20 protein-coding genes are annotated in these 24,507 nt (G+C 64.4%); 14 read left to right on the top strand and 6 right to left on the bottom strand.

What is annotated here, in order from left to right:
- Nucleotides 1–28: 28 nt before the first annotated feature.
- The 3 genes from nrfD to GMST_RS12390 are packed head-to-tail and all read right to left on the bottom strand — an operon-like array spanning nt 29 to nt 2,602.
- Nucleotides 29–1,276, bottom strand: a complete 1,248-nt coding sequence (gene nrfD, locus GMST_RS12400) for an NrfD/PsrC family molybdoenzyme membrane anchor subunit (protein WP_183354979.1) — start codon at nt 1,274–1,276, stop codon at nt 29–31.
- A gap of 2 nt (nt 1,277–1,278) precedes the next feature.
- Nucleotides 1,279–2,064, bottom strand: a complete 786-nt coding sequence (locus GMST_RS12395) for a 4Fe-4S dicluster domain-containing protein (RefSeq protein ID WP_183354978.1) — start codon at nt 2,062–2,064, stop codon at nt 1,279–1,281.
- The gene (locus GMST_RS12390; protein ID WP_246399522.1) at nt 2,051–2,602 is read right to left on the bottom strand and encodes a cytochrome c3 family protein; all 552 of its coding nucleotides are present in this window, start codon (nt 2,600–2,602) and stop codon (nt 2,051–2,053) included. The genes GMST_RS12395 and GMST_RS12390 overlap by 14 nt, the downstream gene beginning before the upstream one ends.
- Nucleotides 2,603–2,861: 259 nt before the next feature.
- Here GMST_RS12390 and GMST_RS12385 point away from each other — a divergent pair, with 259 nt between their 5' ends.
- From GMST_RS12385 to GMST_RS12325, 13 genes are all read left to right on the top strand, one after another.
- On the top strand, nt 2,862–4,382 hold the full coding sequence (locus GMST_RS12385; RefSeq protein ID WP_183354977.1) for a NapC/NirT family cytochrome c: 1,521 nt from the start codon (nt 2,862–2,864) through the stop codon (nt 4,380–4,382).
- 314 nt (nt 4,383–4,696) lie between these two features.
- Nucleotides 4,697–5,065 (top strand): PilZ domain-containing protein, encoded by a 369-nt coding sequence (locus GMST_RS12380; protein WP_183354976.1) that lies wholly within the window; start codon nt 4,697–4,699, stop codon nt 5,063–5,065.
- A 252-nt stretch (nt 5,066–5,317) separates the two neighbouring features.
- Nucleotides 5,318–5,995 carry a PTS sugar transporter subunit IIA gene (locus GMST_RS12375; RefSeq protein WP_183354975.1) on the top strand — a complete coding sequence of 226 codons (678 nt, stop codon included), beginning with the start codon at nt 5,318–5,320 and terminating at the stop codon, nt 5,993–5,995.
- Between the two features lies 1 nt (nt 5,996).
- Complete coding sequence (locus tag GMST_RS12370; RefSeq protein ID WP_183354974.1) at nt 5,997–7,994, top strand: proton-conducting transporter transmembrane domain-containing protein; 1,998 nt, start codon at nt 5,997–5,999, stop codon at nt 7,992–7,994.
- A gap of 131 nt (nt 7,995–8,125) precedes the next feature.
- Nucleotides 8,126–10,105, top strand: a complete 1,980-nt coding sequence (locus tag GMST_RS12365) for a proton-conducting transporter transmembrane domain-containing protein (RefSeq protein WP_183354973.1) — start codon at nt 8,126–8,128, stop codon at nt 10,103–10,105.
- A 144-nt stretch (nt 10,106–10,249) separates the two neighbouring features.
- Nucleotides 10,250–11,158: a respiratory chain complex I subunit 1 family protein gene (locus GMST_RS12360; protein ID WP_183354972.1), complete on the top strand. Its 909-nt coding sequence runs from the start codon at nt 10,250–10,252 to the stop codon at nt 11,156–11,158.
- A 4-nt stretch (nt 11,159–11,162) separates the two neighbouring features.
- Complete coding sequence (locus GMST_RS12355) at nt 11,163–11,804, top strand: hydrogenase (protein WP_183354971.1); 642 nt, start codon at nt 11,163–11,165, stop codon at nt 11,802–11,804.
- Between the two features lie 7 nt (nt 11,805–11,811).
- A complete protein-coding gene (locus tag GMST_RS12350) occupies nt 11,812–13,245 on the top strand; it encodes a proton-conducting transporter transmembrane domain-containing protein (RefSeq protein WP_183355124.1) in 1,434 nt (477 codons plus the stop codon).
- Nucleotides 13,242–14,750 carry a hydrogenase large subunit gene (locus GMST_RS12345; RefSeq protein WP_183354970.1) on the top strand — a complete coding sequence of 503 codons (1,509 nt, stop codon included), beginning with the start codon at nt 13,242–13,244 and terminating at the stop codon, nt 14,748–14,750. Before GMST_RS12350 ends, GMST_RS12345 begins: the two co-directional genes overlap by 4 nt.
- 141 nt (nt 14,751–14,891) lie before the next feature.
- Nucleotides 14,892–15,671: an NADH-quinone oxidoreductase subunit B family protein gene (locus GMST_RS12340; RefSeq protein ID WP_183354969.1), complete on the top strand. Its 780-nt coding sequence runs from the start codon at nt 14,892–14,894 to the stop codon at nt 15,669–15,671.
- A 205-nt stretch (nt 15,672–15,876) separates the two neighbouring features.
- Nucleotides 15,877–16,506, top strand: a complete 630-nt coding sequence (locus GMST_RS12335) for a LysE family translocator (protein ID WP_198424555.1) — start codon at nt 15,877–15,879, stop codon at nt 16,504–16,506.
- 37 nt (nt 16,507–16,543) lie between these two features.
- The gene (locus GMST_RS12330) at nt 16,544–17,470 is read left to right on the top strand and encodes a carbohydrate kinase family protein (RefSeq protein WP_183354968.1); all 927 of its coding nucleotides are present in this window, start codon (nt 16,544–16,546) and stop codon (nt 17,468–17,470) included.
- Between the two features lie 466 nt (nt 17,471–17,936).
- Complete coding sequence (locus GMST_RS12325; protein WP_183354967.1) at nt 17,937–18,539, top strand: OmpW/AlkL family protein; 603 nt, start codon at nt 17,937–17,939, stop codon at nt 18,537–18,539.
- A 151-nt stretch (nt 18,540–18,690) separates the two neighbouring features.
- Here GMST_RS12325 and GMST_RS12320 read toward each other — a convergent pair whose 3' ends face one another.
- From GMST_RS12320 to GMST_RS12310, 3 genes are all read right to left on the bottom strand, one after another.
- Entirely contained in the window at nt 18,691–21,009 is a 2,319-nt protein-coding gene (locus GMST_RS12320) for a methyl-accepting chemotaxis protein (RefSeq protein ID WP_183354966.1), read from the bottom strand.
- A 475-nt stretch (nt 21,010–21,484) separates the two neighbouring features.
- Nucleotides 21,485–22,939, bottom strand: coding sequence for an SLC13 family permease (locus tag GMST_RS12315; protein WP_183354965.1), 1,455 nt, complete (start codon nt 22,937–22,939; stop codon nt 21,485–21,487).
- Between the two features lie 23 nt (nt 22,940–22,962).
- Nucleotides 22,963–23,748, bottom strand: coding sequence for a hypothetical protein (locus GMST_RS12310; protein WP_183354964.1), 786 nt, complete (start codon nt 23,746–23,748; stop codon nt 22,963–22,965).
- 322 nt (nt 23,749–24,070) lie between these two features.
- On the opposite strand from GMST_RS12310, the gene GMST_RS12305 reads away from it, so the two are divergent.
- Nucleotides 24,071–24,493 carry a hypothetical protein gene (locus GMST_RS12305; RefSeq protein WP_246399520.1) on the top strand — a complete coding sequence of 141 codons (423 nt, stop codon included), beginning with the start codon at nt 24,071–24,073 and terminating at the stop codon, nt 24,491–24,493.
- Nucleotides 24,494–24,507 lie beyond the last annotated feature (14 nt).

Genomic DNA, 24,507 nt, shown 5'->3' with positions numbered 1-24,507 from the left:
TTTATTTCGGCTATCGGGAACCGTCGGTTCAGTGGGTGTCCTTGAAGACCGGCATCACCTTGTTGAGCAGGTAAAACAGGCAGAAGGGGACCACCGCGACGGTGAGCGCACCCACGAGCCCCTCCTTGGCGGTCTCCATGCTGTCGGGCCAGATGGGGAGGACGTAGTGCATGAAGCCCGAGAGCGACGAGGAGAAGGCCTGCCCGCCGATGACCACGTTCCAGCGCATCATGAAGACCCCCAGAAGGACCAGGGAGGTCCCCAAAAGCGCGCGCCGGATGGTGAGCCCGGGGGTGAGGAAGATGATGAACGGCACCAGGTTCCCCAGGCCGTACTGGATCACGAAGATGTTCACGAAGTCGCGCTCGTAGATGACGCTCCTTAAGATGTCCCAGGACTTCATCGCCGTGTAGCCGCGGAAGATGAGGTCGAGAAGCTCGAGGGTGATCGCCGCCACCAGGAACATCACCAGGTACTTGGTGGTCATGGTCACCACGTGCAGCTCCGCGCTTTTGAGCTCCTCGGTAGAGGGGAGTTCCAGATACTCGCGGCGCCGGCGCGCGGCCAGGACCTTCCTGATCTCCATGGTGAGGATGTAGGTGAGGATGCACAGGGCGATCCCGGAGACGACCGCCGAACAGATGAAGATGACCGGCATAAGCGGCGTCATCCAGAGGGCGTTCGCCTTCACCGAGCCGAAGATGAAGCCGGCGTAGCCGTGCAGGAAGCAGGCGACCGGAATTCCCGCCGCGGCGAGCTTTTTCACCGCCCGCTCGTCCGCCTCGAGCGCCTCGTGGCTGATGTCGGTCGCCCCCAGGGTGAGCGCCGAGTAGAGCAGGTGCCAGAGGTTTTCGGGAACGCTGCGCTGGGGGATGGCCCTCAGCCTGAGCGCGCTCTCCACGAAGTGCTTGCGGTAGACGAACCAGAGCTCGGAGGCGACGATCATCCCGTAGGTGGAGAAGACGATGCCGAAGGCGGCGATGGCGCTGGTGAAGTGCGGCGTCATCATCACCTCGATGCCGCGCTGCGGCTGCTGCAGGTGCAGCATCAGGGGGAGCATGGCGACCGGCAAGAGGGCGAAGGAGAACACCAGCGAGAAGCGGGCGATCCCCTTGAGCTGCGTCACGCCGAAGACGTGGTACAGCGAGGAGAGTACGAAAGCCCCGGCGACGAGGCCGGTCATGAACGGGTACATGACGATCTGGATGGTCCAGTAGATGTACTCGTTGGGGTAGGTGAAAAACTCCTTGAGGGTCCAGGCTTCTCCGTGCACCATGGCTATTTCACCTCCTTGGTGAGCCCAAGGTAGAAGACCTGCGGCGTGGTCCCGTACTCCTCCTTGAGGACGTTGACCCGATCGGTGGTGATCACCTTGGTGACCGGGTCTTGGGGATCACGGATGTTGCCGACCTTGCGGGCACCGAAGGGGCAGGCGTCCACGCAGGCGGTCTGCATCCCCTGGGAGATCCGGTGGTAGCAGAAGTTGCACTTCTCGGCGACGTGGTACACCGGGTGGAAGAAGCGCACCCCGTAGGGGCACCCCATCACGCAGTAGCCGCAGCCGATGCACCACTTCCGATCCACCAGCACCACGCCGTCCGCGGTCTGGTAGGTGGCGCCCACCGGGCAGACCTGGACGCAGGGGGGATTGTCGCACTGGTTGCAGAGCTTCGGGACGAAGAACGCCTTGCTGATCTCCTCGTTCTTGATCTCCTGGAATTTCCCTTCGCCGATGTCGATCCGGGTGTCCTCGAAGCCGTCGCGCGCCCCCTTGGGGGAGTCGATGTGCGTCTTGCCGTCCTTGGTGACCACGTAGCGTTCCACCCAGGTCCGGGTCACGTTGGCGTCGTAGGGGACCTCGTTCTCGATCTTGCACGCCTTGACGCAGAAGCCGCACCCCACGCACTTGTGGGTATCCACCAGAAAGACCCAGCGCACCTTCTTGCCGTCCCCCTTTTCGGCCTCGAGGCGGCGGGGGTCGAAAAGCTCGAGTGCCGAGAGCAGAATGGCGAGACCGCCGGCCACCAGGAGCGACTTTTTGCAGAAGTTCCTACGCGATATCATGGCCGCCCCCCTTGTGCCCGATCGATGCTGGCCGCCCCGGCAGGCCCGAAGCCGCGGCGCTTTTCTTGGTGTGCCCCTGCTTGCGCGGGTCGTGGGGCCAGTGGCAGGTGACGCACTCAAGTCCCGGGTTGTGGGTCTTCGGATCGATCCCGCGGATCTTGCCCCGGCCGCTGGTCGGGTACTCCAGCCGGAAGTGGCAGCGGGCGCAGAGTTCGCGGCTGCGGTCGATGGTGAGGGACCGGGGATCGTCGGGGTGCTTCAGCGCGGGGCCGTGACAGTTTTCGCAGCTGATGGCGGCATGGGGAGATTGCTTGATCTCCTGGTACTTGTCGGCGTGACAATCCTTGCAGTACTCGGCGGTCCGGTACTTAACGGTCACCTTCTGCCACTCGGCCTCGTTGCTGGGACGGTGCCAGCCGTACATGTAGCCGCGGCTGCCGATGCCGAAGTCGGCGGGCACCAGGACCTTGCGCACCAGCAACACGGTACCGACGACCAGCAGCACCACGTAGAGCGGTCGCCAAACGTGACTCTTCATTGGACAGCCTCCTCGCCTTCTGGCGTGTTCTCTTCTTTCGGTCGGCACCATGTTTAGCTTTAATATAACGCCGGTTTGAAGCTACCAGAAAAAGTTCATTTTGCAAGGCCAAGGTCACGGTATCACCCGGATTTCTCACCGATTTGCGTTTTATTTCGGGGTAGGAAATTTTAACGTTCTTTCCTTTGACAAAACTGTTTACACATAGTAAATTATTGCGATTTTTTAGACCCCAGATACACGTTTTGAAGGAGAACACATGGCACTGAGAAAGTATGCTGGCTACGCCTGGAACATGATCAGCCTCGCCGGCATGGTCCTGGCTCTGACAGCAGCATGTCTCATCATAGGCTTCCTGTCCTATGAGGGGATAACTGGAGTGGAGAAACCCTACCTCGGTCTGATGACCTACTTCCTGTTCCCGGGGATGCTCATTTTCGGCCTGCTGCTGGTGCCGCTGGGCGCCTACCTGGTGCGCAACAAGAAGCGTAAAGAGGCAGAGGAGCACATCCCGCCGTTCCCCCGGGTCGACTTCAACGACCCGCACAAGCGTCACATGTTCATCTTTTTCGTCATCGCCAGCGTCGGGTTCGTGCTGCTCGTCTCGGTAGCTTCGCTCAAGGGTTTCGAGTTCACCGAGTCCACCACCTTCTGCGGCGAGCTCTGCCACGTGGTGATGTCGCCGGAGCACACCGCCTGGGCCAACTCTCCGCACGCCAAGGTGAAGTGCGTCGAGTGCCACGTCGGCCCCGGTGCCGCCTGGTACGTCAAGGCGAAACTCTCCGGCATGCGCCAGCTCTACGCAGTTGCCTTCCACACCTACCCGGAGACCATCGAGACCCCGATCGACAACCTGCGCCCGGCGCGCGACACCTGCGAGCACTGCCACTGGCCCGAGAAGTTCTACGCCGGCCGTCAGAAGGTCTTCTATCACTACGCGCCCAACGAGCAGAACTCGCCGCGCGAGATCAACATGCTGATCAACATCGGCGGCACCCCGAAGAGCGCCCACTCCAAGGGGATCCACTGGCACATCGGCCAGAAGGTTACCTATATCGCCACCGACAAGAAACGCATGAACATCCCCTACATCAGGGTCGAGGGGAGAGACGGCAAGATCACCGAGTTCATGGACACCGAGAAGCCGCTCACCAAGGCGGAGATCGAGAAGTCCAAGCAGCGTGAGATGGACTGCACCGACTGCCACAACCGTCCGACCCACATCTACCGCGCCCCCGGCGTCGAGATGGATGAGAACTTCGTGTCTGGGCACATCGACCAGTCGCTCCCCTACATGAAGAAGGTGGCGGTCGAAGTGCTGACCAGGCCCTACAAGACGACCGAGGAAGCCAAGGCGACCATCGCCAAGGAGATCCCGGCCTACTACCAGAAGAACTACCCGCAGGTGGCGCAGGCCAAGGCCAAGGAGATCGCCAAGGCGGTCACCGAGGTCCAGGATATCTACGGCAGGAACTTCTTCCCGCAGATGAAGGTTTCCTGGAACACCTATCCAAACAACATCGGCCACTTCTACACCCCGGGGTGCTTCCGCTGCCACGACGGCAAGCACAAGAACGCCGAGGGGCGCATCATCTCGAAGGACTGCAACCTGTGCCACACCGTCTTGAGCCAGAAGCAGGAGAACATCCCCGAGGGGACCAAGCCCAACGGCTTCGTGCATCCGGTTGACATCGGCGACGAGATCATGAAGACCAACTGCTCGGACTGCCATTCCGCCGGCGGCCAGGACGTCCCGGGCGGTGAGGCCCACAAGAAGTAGTTTCAAGTACCAGCCTATGCAGCAAGGCCCCCGGAGGATACTCCGGGGGCCTTTTTTTGTGCCTGGCCCGGGTCCCGGAGGACTCCCTCGCCGCAGCAACCCTACGCCGGGCAGCCCGACTCCCGGTGCCGGAAGCGGGGGGCGCGGAACCTCCGCCGCGAAAAACCGCGCTCCCCTGGTGCCTGAGTCTTTGTCGGTATTTTTCCTAAAGTTCCCGCCCTGGCTGCCGATTCAGTGGGGAAAAGCTACGGACAGTCAGCTTTCATTGGAGCTCGTGCAGGCTGCACGCTCCGGGGAGCTCAAGGGAGCAGATCATGCCAGGACCGGTTCTGGAGAAAAGGACCTTTCCCCGCGTTGCCATGGATGCCGAGGGGCTGCTGGTATATCGCGACGAACTCTACCGTGCCCGACTGGAGAACATCTCGCTGGCCGGGGCCCTGGTGACCCTGGAGGGCGCGGAGCCCGCCATGTCGCCGGGGGAGCGCTGCTCGCTCGCCCTGTACCGCGAGGACAACAACACGTCGCTGCGCTTCATGACGCGCCTGGTGCACCTGGGGTACGGGATGGCCTGTGTCAGGTTCGTGAACCTGGACCAGGACACGAGACTCAGGCTGCGCAGCCTGATCGCCCACCAGTTGCCGCGGGAGCGCTCCCTGCCGCCGCGGCGCTCGCACTTCGGCTAGCCCGATTCCAGTATGAGTTCCGGCGCCCCTGGTCCCAAGGGCGCCTTTTTTGTGCCGCGGCGCGCGCGGGCAATCGGGTGGGGCAGGGGAGCGCAGGGGGCGGTGGACGGGGCGCGGTTGAGCGGGGCGGGGCCCGGTTAGAACAAATAGGTCATGGAAGAGACTGAAACTTTCCGGTTCTCCGAGGAGGCTCTTGTTTCTTTCTTCTAACGATGTTATACAAATGTTAGCTACCCTACAGGAGTCTGGAAGATGCTGTTGAAAGCCTCGGAAGTGGCCGCACTTCTCAAAATAGACGAGAACACCGTCCTTAAGTGGATCAAGAAGGAGAAGCTGGCCGCCACCTTAGTGCGCGGGAGCTACCGGATCAACCGGATCGACCTCCTCGAGTGGGCCACCGAGAACGGCATCACCATGCCCCCCGAGCTCTTCGAGGCGGCAGAGGCCGATATGCACTATCCGACGCTCAGCGAGGCGCTCGAGGCCGGCGGCATCCACTGCGGCGTGCCGGGAGAGGACAAGCTGAGCGTTTTGCGCAGTGTGGTGAACCTTTTGAAGCTGCCGCCCCAGGTGGACCCGGATTTCCTGCTCCAGGTCCTTTTGGCCCGGGAGGCGCTGGGGACCACGGCAATCGGCGGGGGGATCGCCATCCCGCACGTGAGAAACCCGATCCTTTTGCAGAACCGTCCTGCGCCGACCGTCACCCTCTGCTACCTCGCCAACCCGATCGATTTCGCGGCACTGGACGGCCAGCCGGTGCACATCCTGTTCCTGCTCACAAGCCCTACCGTGAAGGTGCATCTGCACCTGCTTTCCCGGCTTGCCTACGCGCTGCACGACCCGCAGTTCCACGACACGGTGCTGAGAGCCTGCGACCCCGAGGGCGTCCTGGAAGCGGCCCGGCACTTCGAACGCGGGATCAGGAGCTGACATGGCAGCGGGCGGCCAGGCGATCAACTGCTTCGTGCTGTTTTGCCTTGCCGTCGCCTGCCAGGGAGCCTCCGGGCTTCCGCTGCTCTTCGCCCGCAGCTCTGCCGCCGCCCAGCGCTTCTCAGTTCTCCTGATGCTGACCGGATCCTGTGCCGGGAGCGCCGCCGCACTCTGGTCCCTCACCTCGCCGGCACCGGTCACCTTCGCCCTCATCTCCGGACTCCCCTTCGGCCCCGGCAGCCTCGGCATCGATGCACTCTCCGCCTGGTTTCTCATCCCGGTATTCCTGGTCACCGGGGCGAGCGCCCTCTTCGCCCTCGGCTACTGGCCCGCCGACCGTCACCCCGAAACTGCCGCACGGGTCACCTTCTTCCTGGGGCTTTTGGCCGCCTCGCTCAGCGCGCTTTTGCTGGTGCGCCACCTGGTGCTCTTCCTGGTGGTCTGGGAGATCATGGCGCTCGCAGCCTGGTTCGCCCTCAGCACCGAGGACGAGAAGCCGGAGGTGCGCGACGCCGGCATCCTCTACCTGGTCACCGCCCACCTGGGGGTGCTGGTCCTCTTCGCCATGGTCTCGCTCATCGCCTCGCTGACCGGCAGCTACCTCTTTCCCGCGCCCGGGTCGCTGCCGGCCCAGGGGGGGCTGGCAAGCGCCATCTTCCTCTGCGCCCTGATCGGCTTCGGCCTCAAGGCAGGGGTGATGCCGCTGCACGTCTGGCTCCCGTCGGCCCACGCCAACGCCCCCAGCCACATCTCGGCGGTCCTTTCCGGGGTGGTCCTCAAGGTCGGCATCTACGGCATGGTGCGCATCTTCTCCTGTTTCGCAACGCCGCCCCCCTGGTGGGGGGGTACCGTGCTCATCCTGGGCGCCATCTCCGGGGTGATCGGCGTCGCCTTCGCCATCGGGCAGCACGACCTGAAGCGGCTGCTTGCCTACCACAGCATCGAGAACATCGGGATCATCATGATCGGGCTGGGGTGCGCGCTTTTGGGGCAGAGCCTGGCGTCGCCCGTCCTGGCGACCCTGGGGCTGGCTGGGGCGCTTTTGCACGTGCTGAACCACGCGACCTTCAAGGCCCTGCTCTTTTTGGGGGCCGGGGCGGTGATCCAGGCCGCGGGAACCCGGGAGATCGAGGTGCTGGGCGGGGTAGGGCGGCGCCTCCCGAGGACCGGGCTCTTCTTCCTGACTGGCGCGCTGGCGATCTGCGGGCTTCCGCCCCTAAACGGCTTTGTCAGCGAGCTCATGATCTACCTCGCCGGCTTTACCTCGCTGAAGAGCTCACCGGGCCTCATGGGCGCGCTCCCGGTGCTGGCCGTCCCGGTGCTGGCACTCATCGGCGGCCTGGCGGTCGCCTGCTTCGTCAAGGTGTACGGGGTGGTGTTCCTGGGGGAACCGAGGAGTCCGGAGCATGTGGGCACAGGTGATCCCCCGGCCAGCATGCTGGGGGCGCAGGCGCTCCTCGCCCTGGTCTGCGTGCTGATCGGCGTGGCGCCCATCTGCGTGGCCCGCCCGCTGGAGAACGCCCTCGCGGCCTACCGCGGTGGGTTTGTCCAGCAGGCGCTGGTCCCCATGGTCCCCTTTACCTGGATCACCCTGCTCGCCGTGCTGCTCCTCATGCTCGCGGCCGGCGCGGCCCTCTGGCTGCGGAGGCGGACCGGCCGCGCGGCTGCAACCTCGCGCACCTGGGGGTGCGGCTACCTGAAACCGACGCCGCGCATGCAGTACAGCGCAAGCTCCTTCGGGTCGCTCCTGGTTGCCTGGTTCGGCGTGGTGCTGCGCCCCGAGGTGCACCGGACCGATCCGGCGGGATCCTTCCCGGGACCGGCAGCGTACCGCAGCCACCTCCCCGAGACCGCCCTGGAGCGCCTCTTCCTGCCGCTTTTGGAGTACCTCTACGAAAAGAGCGCGCCGGTGCGCCACCTGCAGCACGGCAAGCTCAACCTGTACATCGTCTACACTTTTTTGACGCTGGTCGTCCTGTTCATCCTGACCACGCGCTAAAGGGAAACCGGGAAATCTGTCCTGTAAGTGATTTCCTGCATGTTTGTTTCTTTTCATGGGGCGCGGATTGTGCTATTACTTACGATTCCTGTCCCGCTGCCGGGAACCGCTCGAAAAGAAAGGTCCACTTGATGTTTGACAGTCTGCTGCAAGACCCATCCCTCGTCGTACTGGGCGCGGTGCTGCTCGCCGCACTCTCCGGGGTCCCCGGGTTGCTTTTGCGACCGGGGGAATCGGGGCAGAAGTTGGCCAGCCTCTTGGCTGTCGCCGCTTCCGCCCTGGCTCTCCCGGCCCTGATCTCACTGCTGGTTGCCGGCAAAACCTCCCGCTACGTTTTCAACTGGGGTCTCCCCTTCGGCCCTACCGAACTATCCTTCGATCCGCTCTCCCTGCTGTTCCTGATCCCGATCTTCCTGGTCTTCCCCTTAGGTTCCCTCTACGCCCTCGGTTACTGGCCAAACGCCAGCCGCCCCTCGACCGGCCCGTCCCTCACCTTCTTCTACGGCCTCCTGAGCGCCTCGATGGCGCTGGTGGTGCTGGCCCATAGCGGGCCGCTGCTGCTCATGGCCTGGGAGGTGATGGCGCTCTCCGGGTTCTTCCTGCTGCTCCCCGAGCACGAATCGGCAGAGGTGCGAGGCGCGGCAACCGTGTACCTGGTGGCGAGCCACGTGGGGGTGGCCGGCCTCTTCGTGCTCTTCTCCGAACTGAGGATGGTAACCGGGAGCTTTCTGTTTCCCGAGACCGGCTCGCTCGCGCTGGCCGGGGGGGCGGCAACGGTTGTCTTTCTCGCGGCCCTGGTCGGCTTCGGCTCCAAGGCCGGGCTCATGCCGCTGCACATCTGGCTCCCCGCCGCGCACGCCAACGCCCCGAGCCACGTCTCCGCTCTGCTTTCCGGGGTGATGCTCAAGATGGGGATCTACGGCCTTTTGCGGGTGCTCTCCTTCTTCGGCGAGCGGCCGCTTTGGTGGGGAGGGACCATCCTCGTGCTGGGGCTCGTCTCCGCGCTCCTCGGCATCGCCATTGCCGCGGTCCAGAAGGATTTCAAGCGGCTCTTGGCCTACTCGAGCATCGAGAACCTGGGCCTTATCGCCGCGGGAATCGGCATGGCGCTCATCGGCCAGGAAACCGGAAATCCTCGGCTCGCCTACCTGGGGCTCGCCGGCGCCCTGTTCCACCTCTTGAACCACAGCCTGTTCAAGCCGCTGCTCTTCTTCTGCGCCGGGAGCGTGCTGCATGCCACCGGCACCCGCGACCTCGATCTCATGGGGGGGCTTGGGAAGCGCCTGCCGCGGACCGCACTCCTCTCCCTGGTGGGCGCCGTGGCGATCTGCGGCCTTCCCCCGTTTAACGGCTTCGCCAGCGAATTCCTGCTCTACCTCGGCTTCCTCGGTGAGGCACGCGCCCCGCTGCCCTACCTGGGCCTCGGCGTGCCGGTCCTGGCGCTGGTCGGGGGGGTCGCGGCGATCTCCTTCGTGAAACTCTACGGCATCACCTTCCTCGGGGCGCCACGCAGCGAGGCGGCGGCCCACGGACATGAGGCGCCGGCTGCCATGCTCTTCCCGATGGCCGTCCTGGGGGTGCTCTGCCTGCTCGGCGGGCTCTGCCCCGTGCTGTTCCTCACCCTGGTCCAGCCGGTTCTGGCGACCGTGGTTCCCCAGGCCGCCGGCTTTGCCGGGCTCCCCTACAGCCTGCTCTGGTTTGCCGCCGCCGGGGGCGTTCTGCTGGTCCTGGCGCTGGGGCTCTCCTGGCTGTTGCGTCGGCGCCAGCAGGTTCTCCCGGCCGAAACGGGCCCGACCTGGGGGTGCGGCTACTTGGCGCCCACTCCCCGCATGGAGTACACCGGGAGCTCGTTCGGTCTGCTCTTCGGAAGCTTCAGCTCAGGAGTGGTGCGCACCCGGACCAGCACCCGGGCTCCGCGCGGTCTGGTCCCCGGTGCGGCGCGAGCCGGCTACCTCCCGGAGGAGACCCTGCTCGAGCGGCTCATCCTCCCGGCGCTGGGATTGGTGGGGATCGCCTTCAGGTACCTGAGAAGGGTGCAGCACGGCGAGGTGCACCTGTACATCATCTACATCTTCATCACCCTGCTCGCACTGATGCTCTGGGTGAGGTGAGGTAAGGTAAGGCAGGACTGGGGACTCAGGGCTCAGGGCTCAGGGCTCAGGGGCTGAAAAACCGGGAACCTGCGGCTGAAAACCGGCCTCCGGCCTTTTGCTGCAACAAGTATCTGAAGGATTTTGAGATTTCGGGAGAACGAGATGATCGACATCCTGGTGCATATCGTGATCGCGCTCGGTTTGCCCCCCTTGCTGCTCGGGGTGATCGGCAAGACCAAGGCGGCCTTCGCCGGCAGGGTAGGGGCTCCGTTCCTGCAGCCCTACTACGACCTGGCCCGGCTCTTCAGAAAAGGGGTGGTCATAAGTGAAACCACCAGCTGGATCTTCCGCGCCGGACCGGCGGTGACCCTGGCCGCCACCCTGTGCGCCGGCCTGTTGATCCCGCTCGGCAGGCACACAGCCCCCATCTCCTTCGACGGCGACCTGGTCCTTTTCGCCTACCTCTTCGCCCTGGGGCGCTTCTTCACCACCATCGCCGCCCTCGATACCGGCTCGAGTTTCGAGGGGATGGGGGCGGCCCGCGAGGTGAGCTTCGCCTGCCTGGCCGAGCCGACCCTCTTCTTCGCCCTGATCACCCTGACCCGACTCTCCGGAACGCTCTCGCTCACCCCGATGCTGAACCACCTGGACCTCTCGGTCTGGCTCGGGACCGGCGCCGCGCTCATCCTCATGCTGGCCGGGCTCTTCGTGGTGCTCCTGGCCGAGAACAGCCGCATCCCCTTCGACGACCCCAACACGCACCTCGAATTGACCATGATCCACGAGGTGATGGTCCTGGACCATTCCGGTCCCTATTTCGGCTGCATCCTCTACGGTGCCGCCTTAAAGCTCTTCCTGTTGGGCGCGCTCTTCGTGAACGTGGCGCTCCCCTTTACCACCGGCTCGAGCCTCGCGGACTGGCTCGTCTTCCTCGCGGGGATGCTTGCCCTAAGCGTCGCGGTGGGGGTGGTGGAGTCAGTGATGGCGCGCCTGAGGCTTATCCGGGTGCCGCAGCTTCTGGTGGCGGCCCTGATCCTGACGGCCTTTTCCCTGGTTCTTGTGGTGAGGTGATCCGATGACTGCCCTGGCCGATCAACTCCTGGTCCTCTGCCTCTTGCTCAATTTCGCCGTGCTCGGCACCAGCCGGCTCGCCTTCTCGGTGCGCGCCGTCGCGCTGCAGGGGGTGGTCCTGGGCGTACTCCCCGCGCTGGTGCACCCCTTCTCCTGGCACCTGGTCGCCATCGTGGCCGGCATCATCCTGGTGAAAGGGGCGGCGATCCCCATCCTCATCGTGCGCGCCATCCTCAAGGCCGACATCCAGCGCGAGTTCGAGCCGTTCATAGGCTACATCCCCTCCCTGGTCCTGGGCGCCATCTTCACCGCGCTCGCCTTCATCTTCGCCTCCAGGCTCCCCCTGGCCCCCGAGCACGAGGGGCTCCTCTTCGTGCCGGCCTCGCTGGCAACCCTCATGTGCGGTTTCCTGGTGCTCATGGGGCGGCGCAAGGCGATCAGCCAGGTGATCGGCTACCTCCTCATGGAGAACGGTATCTTCATCTTCGGCCTGCTCCTGGCCGAGGCGATGCCGGTCATGGTCGAGGCCGGGGCGCTTCTCGACCTCCTGGTCGGCGTCTTCGTCATGGGGATCGTCATCAACCACATCAGCCGCGAGTTCTCCTCACTGGACACCTCGCGCCTGAGCACCCTGCGGGAGGAATGAGATGTACCTGATCTGGATCTTCGTGCTCCTGCCGCTTTTGGGCGCCCTGGTCGCCTGGCTCATCCCGGATAACCGCCGGCGCGCCCTGGTGCTTCCGGTGGTCGCCGCCCTGCACCTGGCCCTCACCGTGACGCTGTTGGTCCAGACGCCCCCTCCGTCCCCGGACCGCTGGATCTTCCTCGATCCCCTGGGGAAGTTGAGCCTCCTCTGCAACAGCATCCTCTTCTTCGTCTGCGCGAATTACGCGGTGGGGTACCTGAAACTCAGGCGCAAGCGCCCCAACCGGGTCCTTTGCATCTCGCTCTTGGTCTGCCTCTCCGCCATGACCCTGGTGGCGATCGCCCAGCACCTGGGGCTTTTGTGGATCGCGCTTGAGATGACCACCATCACCATGGCGCCGCTCATCTACTTCAACCGCAACGCCCGCTCCATCGAGGCGACCTGGAAGTACCTCCTGATCTGCTCGGTGGGGATCGCCATCGCGCTCTTGGGGCTCTTCTTCCTGGCCTATTCGACCATCGTGGCCAAGCAGGAGGTGACGCTTCTTCTGGGGACCCTGATCGACACGGCCGCCGACCTGCATGCTGGCTGGCGCCACGCCGCCTTCATCTTCCTCCTGGTCGGCTTCGGCTCCAAGATGGGGCTCGCGCCGCTGCACACCTGGAAGCCCGACGCCTACGGCGAGGCGCCGGGACTGGTGGGTGCGCTCCTGGCGGGGGGGCTCGTCAACTGCGCGCTCCTGGCGCTGTTGAGGGTCTATCAGATCGCGGTCGCCTCCACCGAGGCCGAACTCTTCCAGGAGGTGCTGCTCGGCATGGGGCTCCTCTCCATGGCGTTCGCGGCGGTCTTCATGGCCCGGCAAAGCGATTTCAAGAGGATGCTCGCCTACTCGAGCGTCGAGCACGTCGGGATCATCGCCGTCGCCCTCGGGCTGGGGAAGGGGGCCCTCTTCGGTGCGCTCTTGCACATGGTGAACAACGCCCTCACCAAGGGTGTCCTCTTTCTTTCCTGCGGCAACATCCACCGCGCCTACAACTCGAAGAGCACCCAGTTCGTGCGCGGCGCCCTGAGGCGTACCCCGTGGTCCGGCGCACTCTTTTTGGCCGCCTTCCTGGCGATCACCGGCTCGCCCCCCTTTGGCCCCTTCGTAAGCGAGTTCACCATCGTAAGCTCCGCCTTCGTGCAGCAGAACTACTGGACCGCGGCGCTCTTCCTTTTGTTTCTGGCGATGATCTTCATGGGCATGGCCTCGACGGTGATCCCGGTGGTCCTGGGTAAAGTACCCGACGACCTGGAGCGGACCCCCTACCGTGACACTGCGCCGACGGTCTGGCCTCCGCTGGTACTCATGGCCCTGGTCCTCATGCTCGGATTGTGGCTCCCCGAATCGCTGCAGGAGCTGTTGCACCAGGCGGCCGGTCTTCTGGAGGGTGGCAGATGAACAGGCTGACACTTTTGCAAAACGGCGCCTCCCTGGCCAGGCGCGACATCCCGGTGCTGCACGGCGACCACTTCCTGGAGGAGATCCTCTCCGCCCTGGACCACGGCTGGCGCGTCGTCTCCTATTTCGCGCTCCCCGAGGGTGAGGGGCTCGCCCTTTACTGCGTGCTCTCCCTGAAGGCCGATGCGACCCTCGGCGTCCTGCATACCAGGCTCGACGACGGCGGCTTCACCTCGCTGGTCCCCTATGCGCCGCAGCTGCACCTCTTCGAGCGCGAGATGGCCGAGCAGTACGGCGTCATCTTCGAGGGACACCCTTGGATGAAGCCGGTCCGCTTCGCCCCGCCCCTGGCCACACTCCCCGGTTTTTGCCCCACCGGGCCGGGAAAGATCGGCATCATGGACTTCTACCGGGTCGAGGGGAGCGAGGTGCACGAGGTGGCGGTCGGCCCGGTGCACGCCGGCATCATCGAGCCGGGGCACTTCCGCTTCCAGTGCCTGGGAGAGGAGGTCATGCACCTGGAGATCTCCCTGGGTTACCAGCACCGCGGGGTCGAGAAGCTGGTTCTAGGCGGCCCCTACCCGGTCACCTTCCGCCAGATGGAGACCGTGGCCGGCGACACCACCGTCGGTCACGGGCTCGCCTACGCGATGTGCCTGGAGGCGCTTGCCGGAACCCGCGTCCCCGCGCGCGCCCACGACCTGCGCGGCATCGGTGCCGAACTGGAGCGGCTGGCGAACCACACCGGGGACCTGGGGGCGATCGCCGGGGACGTGGGATATCTTCCCACCGCCTCCTACTGCGGGCGGATCCGCGGCGACTTTTTGAACCTGACAGCCGAGATCTGCGGCAGCCGCTTCGGGCGGGGGCTTTTGACCCCGGGCGGGGTCAACTTCGACCTCGACGCGCTCACCGTCGAGAAGCTGCGCCGCCGGCTCCTGGCGGCGCGCGACGAGCTCACCAACGCGGTGGAGCTCCTGTGGGACACGCCCTCGGTCTTGGCGCGTCTGGAAGGGACCGGCGTGGTATCCAAGGAGACCGCGCGGGAGCTGGGGCTGGTGGGGCCGGCGGCAAGGGCGAGTGGTTTGAACCGGGACATCCGCCGCGATCACCCCTACGGGATCTACAACATGACGCATATCCCGGTGGTGACGGCGCGGGCCGGTGACGTCTATGCCCGCACCCTGGTGCGCTGGCTGGAGATCGAGAGATCGCTCGATTTCGTCGAGGAGCAGCTGCGCCAGCTGCCGGGCGGGGGGATCGAGAACCCGGTGGGGAGCCTTGGGGAGGACCGGTTGGCGGTGGCCTTGACCGAGGGGTGGCGCGGCGAGATCTGCCACGTGGCCTTGACCGACGGACGCGGGCGCTTCGAGCGCTACAAGATCTGCGACCCGTCCTTCCACAACTGGCCGGGGCTTGCCATGGCGCTGCGCGGCGGGCAGATCTCGGATTTTCCGCTCAACAACAAGAGCTTCAATTTGTCGTACTGCGGGGTCGATTTGTAAGGTGTTTTTCGCCTTTGGCAAAAGCAAAGCATTAACCACAGAGCACACAGAGGAACACAGGGGAAAAATCAAGTCAGTCTTTTTGCGTTTCCTCTGTGCCCCGTGTCCTCTGTGGTGAGCGGTTTTGTTTAAGGAGTCGTCATGTTCAAGGCAATACTCGCCCGCATGAAGCAGGGGCACCGCACCATGCGCTACCCGCAGGAACCGGTGGTGATCCCGGAGCGCTTCCGCGGGTTCCCTCAACTGGATAACTCCGCCTGCCGCGCCGATTGCCAGCTCTGCCGCGAAGTCTGCCCCACGGGTGCCATCAGCTGCACGCCCAATCTCTCGGTGGATCTCGGCAAGTGCCTCTTCTGTGCCGAGTGCCAAAAGGCCTGCCCGCACGGCGGCATCTCCTACGGTAACGATTACCGGCTCGCTGCCAACCGGCGCGAGGACCTGGTGGCGCAGGAAGGGGAGGAGTACCGCCTGGCCCAGGCCCTCGAGGAGAAGATGCTGAAGCTCTTCGGGCGCTCGCTCAAGTTCCGCTCGGTGGTTGCGGGGGGGTGCAACGGCTGCGAGGCCGACACCAACGTCCTATCCACCATCGGCTGGGACATCGGGCGCTTCGGGATCCAGTTCGTCGCCAGCCCCCGCCACGCCGACGGGCTCTGGGTCACCGGCCCGGTCACCGAAAACATGCGCGAGGCGCTCCTGCTCACCTACGAGGCGATCCCGGCACCGAAGCTCGTTGTCGCCTGCGGTGCCTGCGCCATCAACGGCGGCCCCTTCATCGGTTCCCCCGAGGCGCACGACGGCGTGCACGGCATGCTTCCGGTCGATCTCTACATCCCCGGCTGCCCGCCGCACCCCGCCACCATCCTGGACGGCCTCTTAAGGCTTTTGGACAGGCTGCCTGGAGAGGCAGGGGCTAGGGGCTAGGGACTGGGATTACATCTCGAAGCTCGTCCGAAAATTTCGGGAGAAAAGTCCAAATCGGGTCCCCTTTCCCCCTGCGGGACAGGGTGAGGGGGAAGGCGCAACATCACTGTCGATGGCAGCTTCACCCACCCCTCGACCCCCTCCCGTCAAGGGAGGGGGGGATGTGGTCGCCGATATTGTCAGATGAACGAAGCAGGAGTCTCGTGTGCAAGAATTACTTCCTTTGGTAGGCATTGCCGGTTCCATTGCCGTGGGCGCCATGAGCCCGGGACCGAGCTTTTTGATGGTGGCCCGCACCGCGGTGGCCTCCTCGCGTTCGGCAGGGCTCGCCGCCGCGCTCGGCATGGGGCTGGGCGGCGTCTCCTTCGCCATTGCCGCACTGGCCGGCCTGCAGGCGGTCTTCGCCGCTGTCCCGAGCCTCTTTCTCGCCCTCAAGATCCTGGGCGGCCTCTACCTCATCTACCTCGGCTGCCGCATCTGGCGCGGCGCTGCCGTTCCCCTCGCGGCGCAATCCGAAGCAGCAGAGACGACGGAGAACGACGCCCGCCGCTCCTTCCTGCTGGCCACCGGGACCCAGCTCAGTAATCCCAAGGCCGCCATCATCTACGCGAGCGTTTTCGCCGCCTTCCTGCCACCCAACTTCTCCGGCTCCCTTGCGGTGAGCACCGTCCTGGTCATCTTCCTGATCGAGGCCGGCTGGTACACCCTGGTGGCCCTGGTGCTCTCCTCCTCCCAGCCGCGCGCCGCTTACCTGCGCTTCAAATCCTGGATCGACCGCTCCGCCGGCGCCGTCATGTCCGTGCTGGGCGTCAAGCTGATCCTCTCCGCCCGCTGATGGCTGCACTCTTGTCGGATCCCTCCGAGGTAATCTGATGATCTCTCACCGGCATTCCTTCGATGTCGTCGGTATTGGCGTGAGCACCCTGGACCTCTTCATGGTGGTCGACGAGCTCCCCGGCGCAGAGCTGGTGCAGCGCGCCGAGACCTCGCTGTTGCAAGGAGGCGGACCGGTGGCGACGGCGCTGGTCACCCTGGCGCGACTCGGTGTGAGGACGGCGATGCTGGACAAGCTGGGGGACGACTGGCGCGGCAAGCTGGTCCTGGAGGAGCTTGCCAAGGAAGGGGTGGCAGCTGATCGCCTGACCGTGGTGCCGGGAGCTACCTCCTCCATCGCCTCCATCCTGGTGCGCCGCCGCGATGGAGCCCGCACCATCGTCTACGCTCCAGGAGATACCGCAGAGCTCTCTGCTGCCGACCTCGACTTTGGCTTTCTCGCCAGTGCGAAGCTCCTCCACCTGAACGGCAGGCATCTCGAGGCAAGCCTCGCCGCTGCGCGCTGGGCCCGCAAAAACGGCGTGCCGGTCTCCTTCGACGGCGGAGCGCACCGCTACCGGGAGGAACTCCGCGAACTGGTGGCCCTCAGCGACTTCTGCGTCGTGGCCCGGGAGTTCGCAAGTTCCTTTTCCGGGACCGAGGACCAGGACGAGGCCGCCGCACGGCTGCGCGAGCAGGGCGCCCAAACGGTGGTGATAACCGCCGCCAGGGAAGGGAGCTGGGGCTGGGACGCCTCGGGCGAGGTGGTCCACCAGCCGGCCTTCGACGCGGTCGATGCAGTGGATACCACCGGGGCGGGCGACGCGTTCCACGGCGGCTTCTTGTATGGCACCCTCCGCGGCTTCGACCTTCAGGGTTCCCTCCGTTTTGCCAGTGCGGTGGCCGCGCTGAACACCCGGGAACTGGGCGGTCGCACTGCGCTCCCATCCCTGGCCGAGGTTCGCGACTTTCTTCTCGATTCGTAACCACGAGAAACCCGGCTACCGCGTGTCGGCCGATTCGGTCCGCGGTTGGCGCTCCCCTTGCTACCCCGTCCTCCCACCTTGCACCGCCTGCTTCTCTTCGCCTTTCGGCCCGCCAGCTCAGCTGCTTGCTCACTGGGAAGCTGCGCACCGCACGCTCTGAATATTCCATAAAAAGAAAATAATTTTTTCCGTTTGTTGAGCGCAACAACTGCTGCAAATGTCTCTGTTGGTGCCTATTCAGTTTCTAAAATATTAATTACTAAAGAATAAGCTAATAGTGTATACAAGATACTGACATAGTGTATACATAGACTGTATTTGGTCTGTCTTGGATGCGTTTACGATTATAAAATCTTAGTTGTTGACTTTTATGTATTCATATTATAACTAACAAAACCGCCTGTGTTTACACAATGTAGTGTTATCCGGGGAATGCCCCATATTTTATTACAGGAGGAAGTACAAGATGAAAAAGATGTTTAAAGTGCTCGGGTTGTTGATGGTTCTCATGCTGGCAGTGGCATCTCTGGCGAGTGCCGAGGACTACAAGTTCGGCGTGCGCGTCAGGGGTACCTATGTCATTCCTGCGGAATCCTTTGACAGCAGACTCAGCGCCCTGAACCTGCAGGTAAGTGAGGACATCGTTCCGGCCATCGACTTCGAATACTTCTTCACCAAGAACATCTCCACCGAGCTGATGGCGGCGGTGACCCGGCACGACATCAAGAGCGCCGGACAGTTCGTCGGCTCCACCTGGCTGCTCCCGCCGACCCTTTCCGTGAAGTATCACCCGCTGGCCGGCATGCCGGTTAGCCCCTATGTGGGTGTCGGCATCAACGCAACCTTCCCGTTCAAGTCGAAGCTGAACGGCGTGGACGACTTCAGCATCGACAACACGATTGGCTGGGTCGCCCAGGCAGGCGCCGATATCAAGATCAAGGAGAACGTCTACTTCAACATCGACTACAAGTACGTCAACGTCGACACGAAGATCAGGGTTGCCGGCACCAAGTACAAGCTGGACCTGAACCCGAACCTGGTTTCCTTCGGTCTCGGCTACCGCTTCTAACGGAAAACGCCTGAGGCGGCCTCGACGTCGGCAGCACACGTCGTACAGGCTCGCAATCCTGCTGCAGACAACGAAAAGGCCCACTCTCTCAAGAAAGTGGGCCTTTTCCATTTGGTTCGGAAAGGGCGGGGTGCCATGCCCGCCGTGCAGCTTAGAAGCTCTCGAACGCCTCGTCGTCCTGGCTCAGGTGCAGGTCCGCCCCCTTGCGGGAGGCACGGGTGAGCCGGGGCGCCTGGGACGCCTTCTTCAGCACCGGCCGCTCGGACTTGGCGGCCTGACGCGCCGGCTTGCCGGCAGCGCGCTCGACCCCCAGGTCGAAGAAGGAGATGACGTCCTGCAACTGCTCGGACTGGGAGGCGAGCTCCTCGGCGGTGGAGGACATCTCCTCGGCAGCCGCGGCGTTTTGCTGGATCACCATGTCGAGCTGTTGGATCGCCTTGTTGATCTGCTCGGCCCCGGTGTCCTGCTCGCGGGATGCCGCGGAGATCTCCTGGACCAGTTCGGCGGTGCGCTGGATGTCCGGAAGCATCCGGGTCAGCATAGCGCCGGCCATCTCGGCTACCTCTACGCTCGAGCTGGAGAGCTGCGAGATCTCGGCCGCGGCCCGCTGCGAGCGCTCGGCGAGCTTTCTCACCTCGCTAGCCACCACTGCGAACCCCTTGCCGTGTTCGCCGGCCCGCGCCGCCTCGATGGCCGCGTTGAGCGCCAACAGGTTGGTCTGCCGCGCGATCTCCTCGATGATCGAGATCTTCCCTGCTATCTCCTTCATCGCGTTCACGGTCTGCACTACCGCCTTGCCGCTCTCCTGGGCGTCCTGCGCCGACTTCACGGCGATCTTCTCGGTCTGCAGCGCGTTGTCCGCGTTCTGCCTGATGTTGGCCGACATCTCCTCCATCGCCGCGCTCGCCTCCTCGGCGGCGGCCGCCTGCTCGCTCGCCCCTTGGGAGAGCTCCTCCGAGCTCGCCGACATCTGCGACGAACCGTTGGCGACGTTGTCCGAGGAGCACTTCACGTCGTTTACCACCTCGCACAGTTTCGCCACCATGCTTGAGAGCGAGCGCATCAACTCGTCGTGCTCAGAGCGCTCGGTGAGCTGCACGGTCAGGTTGCCGCGGGCGACCTCCTGGGCGGCGCTGGTGATGTTCCTGGTTGCCAGGATCAGGGTGTTCAGGTTGTTCTTGATGGCGTTGAAGTCGCCCCGGTACTCGTCCTTGATCTGGTCCGGCATGTCACCCTTGGAGATCCGCTCCACGTACTCGGCCGCCACGTTCAGGGGAGCGATCACGGCGTCGAGGGTGCCGTTCACCCCTTCGATGATCCTGCGGAAATCGCCCTGGTGTCGCCCGGCGTCGGCGCGGGTGGCCAGCTCGCCTCGCGCCGCGGCTCCCGCCAGGTGGTTCGCGTCGGCGATCAGGGCGTTCACGTTGTCGATGCAGTTGTTCAGGTTCTGCTTGATCTCGTTGAAGTCGCCGCGGTACTCGTCGGTGATCTTCTGCGGGACGTCGCCCTTGGCGATGCGGTCCACGTACTCTGCCGCCACGTTCAAAGGACCGATCACCGCGTCCAGCGTGCCGTTCACCCCTTCGACGATGCTTCTGTAGGCACCCTTGTGGCGGGTTGCGTCGGCGCGGGTGGCGAGCCGGCCTTCCATGGCGGCGTGGGAGAGGCTGGTGGCATCGGCCGCGAGCGCCTGGATGCTCTGCACCATGCAGGCCATGGAGGAGAGCAGCTGGCCGGTCTCGTCACGGTAGGTCTCGCCGATCTGCACCTCCAGGTCACCCTGGGCCAGCCGGTCCGCCACTTCGACCCCTTTCCTGAGCGAGCGGTTGATGACCCGTGCGACCAAGAGCGAGAGGAGTGCCCCGATGAGGAGTGCCGCCACGATCACCGCCACAATGGTGGTGCGCGAGGTCGCGAAGGTGGCCTGCGAGCTGTGGAAGGAGCCGTCGGCGAGTTTGTCGTTCAGCGCCACCTCCTTCTCCAGGGCGGCCGCGGCGGCCAGGTAGAACTTGTAGGAGTCGCCGCGCAGCGCGGTGAGCGCCTGCTTCTTGTCCGCGCGCGAGAGCTGCACCAGCTTTTGGTGCTCGGTCAAAAACGAGGCGAAGTTGGCGTTGAACTCGTTGAAGAGCGCCTTCTCCTCGGCGTTACCGATCCGCTTCTCGTGCTCCGTGGTGAGCTTCTTGATGTCCTCGATGGTCTTCACCATCCGCTTTTCGTACTTTTCCATGTCCTGGTCGGTATCCGAGAGCAGGTGCTGGAACTCCGCGCGCCGGAAATCGCCCACCAGGGTCTGGATCCGGCCGATGGAGCGCACGCTGGGGAGGCGCTGCTGGGCCATCTCCAGGGTCGAGCCGTTCACCTTCGAGAGCTGGCTCAGGGAGATCACCCCCTGGACGATGGAAAGCACCAGGACGCCCGCGACGACCAGGACGATTTTGCCGCCGATCTTCAGGTTGTTGAACCAAGTCATGTAGCTACTCCTTTTTCAGTGGGATGGCGATCGCCCAGGTCCGTTGACCCGCTACCACCGGAGAGAGCACCCGCTCGTCTCAGGGATTGCGGATACGTAATTTGGAAAACGCGATGTAGGAGATAATCGGAAACGGAGGGAAACACTTTAGCCGGAAGATGGCGTCCCAGCATTATTTTTGCTTTAGCAGGTCGTTGGGTGATCCGGGATATCCGGCAGGGGGGCAGGGCAACGGTGGGGAGGGGGAAAAGGCGGCTGAAGACCTATTCGGGCAGGGCTTGGAAGGTCGGGGAACGAAGACGACGCAGCTTCGCCTCCAGCTCGTGCGGAGCAGGTGGCTGCGCTGAGGCAGAAGAGCCCAGGCTGGTACACCGTTGCGCGGAGTGGGGGAGCCTTCACGCGTATCGGTTTCAGGGGGTAACGGACAGGTAGGGGCGCATGATCATACGCCCGGCGCGCCGGCGGGGACGTAGTATCAGATGCTCAGCCCGAGGAGCGGCCAGACGAAGAGCACCGAGGCCATGAACAAAAGCCAGGAAATCGCCATGACCGTGACCCCCGAGACGATGATGTCCCGGCTCTTTAAAAAGCCCGAGGCGTAGGCGATGGCGGTGGCCGGCGTCCCCATCGGGAGGCAGTAGGCAAGGCCCGCGGGGAGCGCGATGGAGAGGGTCATCACCTTCGGGTCGAGACCGGTAGTCTGGCAAAGCCCCATGCCGACCGGCATGAGGATCGCCACCACCGCGGCGTGGCTGATGCACTCGGTGAGCACGATGGCGACCAGCGAGATCACGGCGATGATGGCCAGGGGGGAGTGGTGCAGCGTCCCCAGCCCCTTCTTGACCACCCACACCGCAGCCCCGGTCTTCTCGAGAGCGGAGGCGAGCGCGATGGTCCCGCCGTACATGAGGATCACTCCCCAGTTGACGTACTCCTCGATCTTCTGCCAGGAGACCACCTTGAAGGTGAAGAGTGCTCCCGCACCCAGGATGGCGATGGCGGCGAGTCCCGCCTTCTCGCCGAAGATGATCCAGCAGGCGACGGTCGCCACCATGACCAGCGCGGTCAGCATCTCGTCGTAGCTCATCTTGCCGGTTTCCAGGCGCTTGCGGTTCAGGAACTTGAGCCCCACCTCGACGCTTTGCAGGTCCGCCGGGAAGAACCGGATGAGGAGCAGGAAGGCGATCACCAAAAGCGGCAGGACGATCATGCACGAGGCGGTGGTCCACTCGAGGAAGGAGAAGTGCTGCCCGGTCGACTCCTTCAAGAGCCCGGCGGCCAAGGGGGCGCGCGCCCCCCCGAGGAAGGTGGCGATACCGCCGATGATGCACCCCCAGGCCAGCGCCATGAAGAGGAGTTTGCCGAAGTTGCTCTTCCCCTTTTCCAGTCCCAGCGCGGTGCTGATCTCGGCAACCACCGGAAAGAGCATGGCCGCCACGGCGTGCTCGCTCATGACGAAGGAGAGAAACGCGGACAGGAGAAAGACGGTGAGGGCGAGCCGGGTCGGGGTCCTGCCGAACCTGGCCAGCATGGCGCGGGCCAGGCGCGCCGAGATCCCAGTGCCGGTCATCGCCGCCGCCAGGATGAAGGCGCCCAGGATGAAGAAGACCGCCTCGTTGCCGAACATCGAGTAGGTCTTCTTGGCGTCCATGATCCCCAAAAGCGGCAGGAACGCCATGGAGAGGAGCGCGGTGACCGCGATCGGGAGCATCCCCGAGATCCAGAAGAAGATGGTGGCCCCGAAGAGGACCAGGGAGCGGTAACCGCTGACCGAGAGATCGGCGGGGGGCTCCAGGCGCAGCACGAGCGCCGTCACCAGCACGACGGCGGCCATCACCTGGTAGCGGGCGGTCTTGTCCAAGAGGATGAGCCACATCGGGCGGTTGTCGATCTTGAGCGGCTTTTCGAGGAACTGGTTGTTGTCGTTCATGGCGGCCTTCGGGGTGTTGGGAGTTAGAGGCCGGAGGAGGCGAAGGATTCCTCGACTTCCTTCACCCTCAGTACGCGGCGCAGGTCCGAGGTGGCCAACAGGCGCCGCCCCTCGATGAGGTCGATGAAACCCCGCAGCCCGGTGCGCGAAGAGGCCGGCACCAGCGGCGCGCTGAGGTAGATGAGCGGCAGCAGCGGTTTTATGAGCGCCTTGCTGCGCCGCCAGGCTGCCATGAGGTGGTGGAACAGGTCGGTGCATTCCTGCGCGGAGAGCTCGGTCCCCGGCCGGCCCAGGGTTACCAGCGGGATCACCTCCTGCTCCAGCAGCCGGTCGATCTTCTCGCGGGTGAGGGAGGCCGGCTCGGCGCCGGCCACCAGGGTCGCGGCGACCGCCCAGCGCGGGAAGATGGCGCGGGCATTTTCCAGGGCTTTCAGACGCTCCTCCAATCGGTGCAGCGGGCCGGCGCCCAGCGGGAGCTCCAGGATGTCGACCCCGGCGACGTAGGCGCGCTCCAGGACCGATGCGGAGGCCGGATAATCCAGGCACCCCACCAGGTGGGCGTTGAAGTTCTTCTTGATCTGGCGGGCCAGGCCCTCGCCGTTGCCAAAGTGGTCCGGGCCCCCGAAGGAGAGATGGAACAGGGAGGCGTTTTCCTGGTAGTGGCTCTCGAAGAGGGTCTCCAGGGTCTGGCGCTCGGGGAGGTTTCCCCCGACGAAGAAGACGTTCCCCTCGCGCCGCAACTCGTCCGCTGCCGCGCCGCGCTCCTCTCGGGACAGGAACTCCCTCACTTTGTGCTGGTCGATCTTCATCTGGCTCCTGCTCTCTCTACTCGGCTGTTACTGCCACGCTCTCACAGTTCGAAGTACCTGAGCCCTGTCTGGGTTTTTACAAGATATAGATACGCATCAAACCAGTCAAGAAAAAAATCTGTTTTGTCTATCTTGTTAGTGGAGTATTCGCCGATGGCCAGAGGGACCTAGGAGGGGGACTTGTTCCGTCAGGTACCCGGTTCCCTTGCGTGGAACCTGCACCCGTACGAGTTCAGGGGCGGGTTTGCATGTTCGCCTGCATGATGTACAACTTGCCGGGGTGGCCACCGCATGGCCTCGACCACCGCAAGGAGGCAGGATCATGGAAATGGAGATCGCTACCGGCAACGCCCACGACGCCGACACCCGTGGCACCGGCTGGTTCCTCGGGTTCAGTGACTGGTGCCGCGAGAATTCCGAGCTCCTCTTCGTGCCGCGCGGGGAGTCCGTGGCCGGGCTCTGCCTCAAGTGGTACGACCACCCGACGGGAGACCGCAGCGCGCCCAAGCCGGTCAGCGTCGGGCGCACGGTCTCCCTCCTGGTCACTCAAGGGGCGTTCCAGGTGGAGTTCTGCCGCTCGCCGGAATTTCCCCCCGACCAGGTGCGCCGCGTGGTCCTGTCCCGCCAGGGGGATTTCGTCGCCTGGGGTGCCGGGATCGAGCACCGCTGGTGCTGCCTGGAGGCGGCCAGCATCCTCACGCTACGCTTTGAACCGGTGCGGCCGGGAGGGGAGGGGACCTGGTGATCGTCCTTTTCGGG

The organism is Geomonas silvestris, from assembly GCF_014193515.1.
Lineage (GTDB): Bacteria > Desulfobacterota > Desulfuromonadia > Geobacterales > Geobacteraceae > Geomonas > Geomonas silvestris.
This window is presented reverse-complemented; position numbering and strand designations above follow the sequence as displayed.

Coding starts and splice junctions, on each gene's coding strand:
- nrfD (WP_183354979.1), bottom strand. CDS start 1,276: ATGGTGCACGGAGAAGCCTGGACCCTCAAGGAGTTTTTCACCTACCCC.
- GMST_RS12395 (WP_183354978.1), bottom strand. CDS start 2,064: ATGATATCGCGTAGGAACTTCTGCAAAAAGTCGCTCCTGGTGGCCGGC.
- GMST_RS12390 (WP_246399522.1), bottom strand. CDS start 2,602: ATGAAGAGTCACGTTTGGCGACCGCTCTACGTGGTGCTGCTGGTCGTC.
- GMST_RS12385 (WP_183354977.1), top strand. CDS start 2,862: ATGGCACTGAGAAAGTATGCTGGCTACGCCTGGAACATGATCAGCCTC.
- GMST_RS12380 (WP_183354976.1), top strand. CDS start 4,697: ATGCCAGGACCGGTTCTGGAGAAAAGGACCTTTCCCCGCGTTGCCATG.
- GMST_RS12375 (WP_183354975.1), top strand. CDS start 5,318: ATGCTGTTGAAAGCCTCGGAAGTGGCCGCACTTCTCAAAATAGACGAG.
- GMST_RS12370 (WP_183354974.1), top strand. CDS start 5,997: ATGGCAGCGGGCGGCCAGGCGATCAACTGCTTCGTGCTGTTTTGCCTT.
- GMST_RS12365 (WP_183354973.1), top strand. CDS start 8,126: ATGTTTGACAGTCTGCTGCAAGACCCATCCCTCGTCGTACTGGGCGCG.
- GMST_RS12360 (WP_183354972.1), top strand. CDS start 10,250: ATGATCGACATCCTGGTGCATATCGTGATCGCGCTCGGTTTGCCCCCC.
- GMST_RS12355 (WP_183354971.1), top strand. CDS start 11,163: ATGACTGCCCTGGCCGATCAACTCCTGGTCCTCTGCCTCTTGCTCAAT.
- GMST_RS12345 (WP_183354970.1), top strand. CDS start 13,242: ATGAACAGGCTGACACTTTTGCAAAACGGCGCCTCCCTGGCCAGGCGC.
- GMST_RS12340 (WP_183354969.1), top strand. CDS start 14,892: ATGTTCAAGGCAATACTCGCCCGCATGAAGCAGGGGCACCGCACCATG.
- GMST_RS12330 (WP_183354968.1), top strand. CDS start 16,544: ATGATCTCTCACCGGCATTCCTTCGATGTCGTCGGTATTGGCGTGAGC.
- GMST_RS12325 (WP_183354967.1), top strand. CDS start 17,937: ATGAAAAAGATGTTTAAAGTGCTCGGGTTGTTGATGGTTCTCATGCTG.
- GMST_RS12320 (WP_183354966.1), bottom strand. CDS start 21,009: ATGACTTGGTTCAACAACCTGAAGATCGGCGGCAAAATCGTCCTGGTC.
- GMST_RS12315 (WP_183354965.1), bottom strand. CDS start 22,939: ATGAACGACAACAACCAGTTCCTCGAAAAGCCGCTCAAGATCGACAAC.
- GMST_RS12310 (WP_183354964.1), bottom strand. CDS start 23,748: ATGAAGATCGACCAGCACAAAGTGAGGGAGTTCCTGTCCCGAGAGGAG.
- GMST_RS12305 (WP_246399520.1), top strand. CDS start 24,071: ATGGAAATGGAGATCGCTACCGGCAACGCCCACGACGCCGACACCCGT.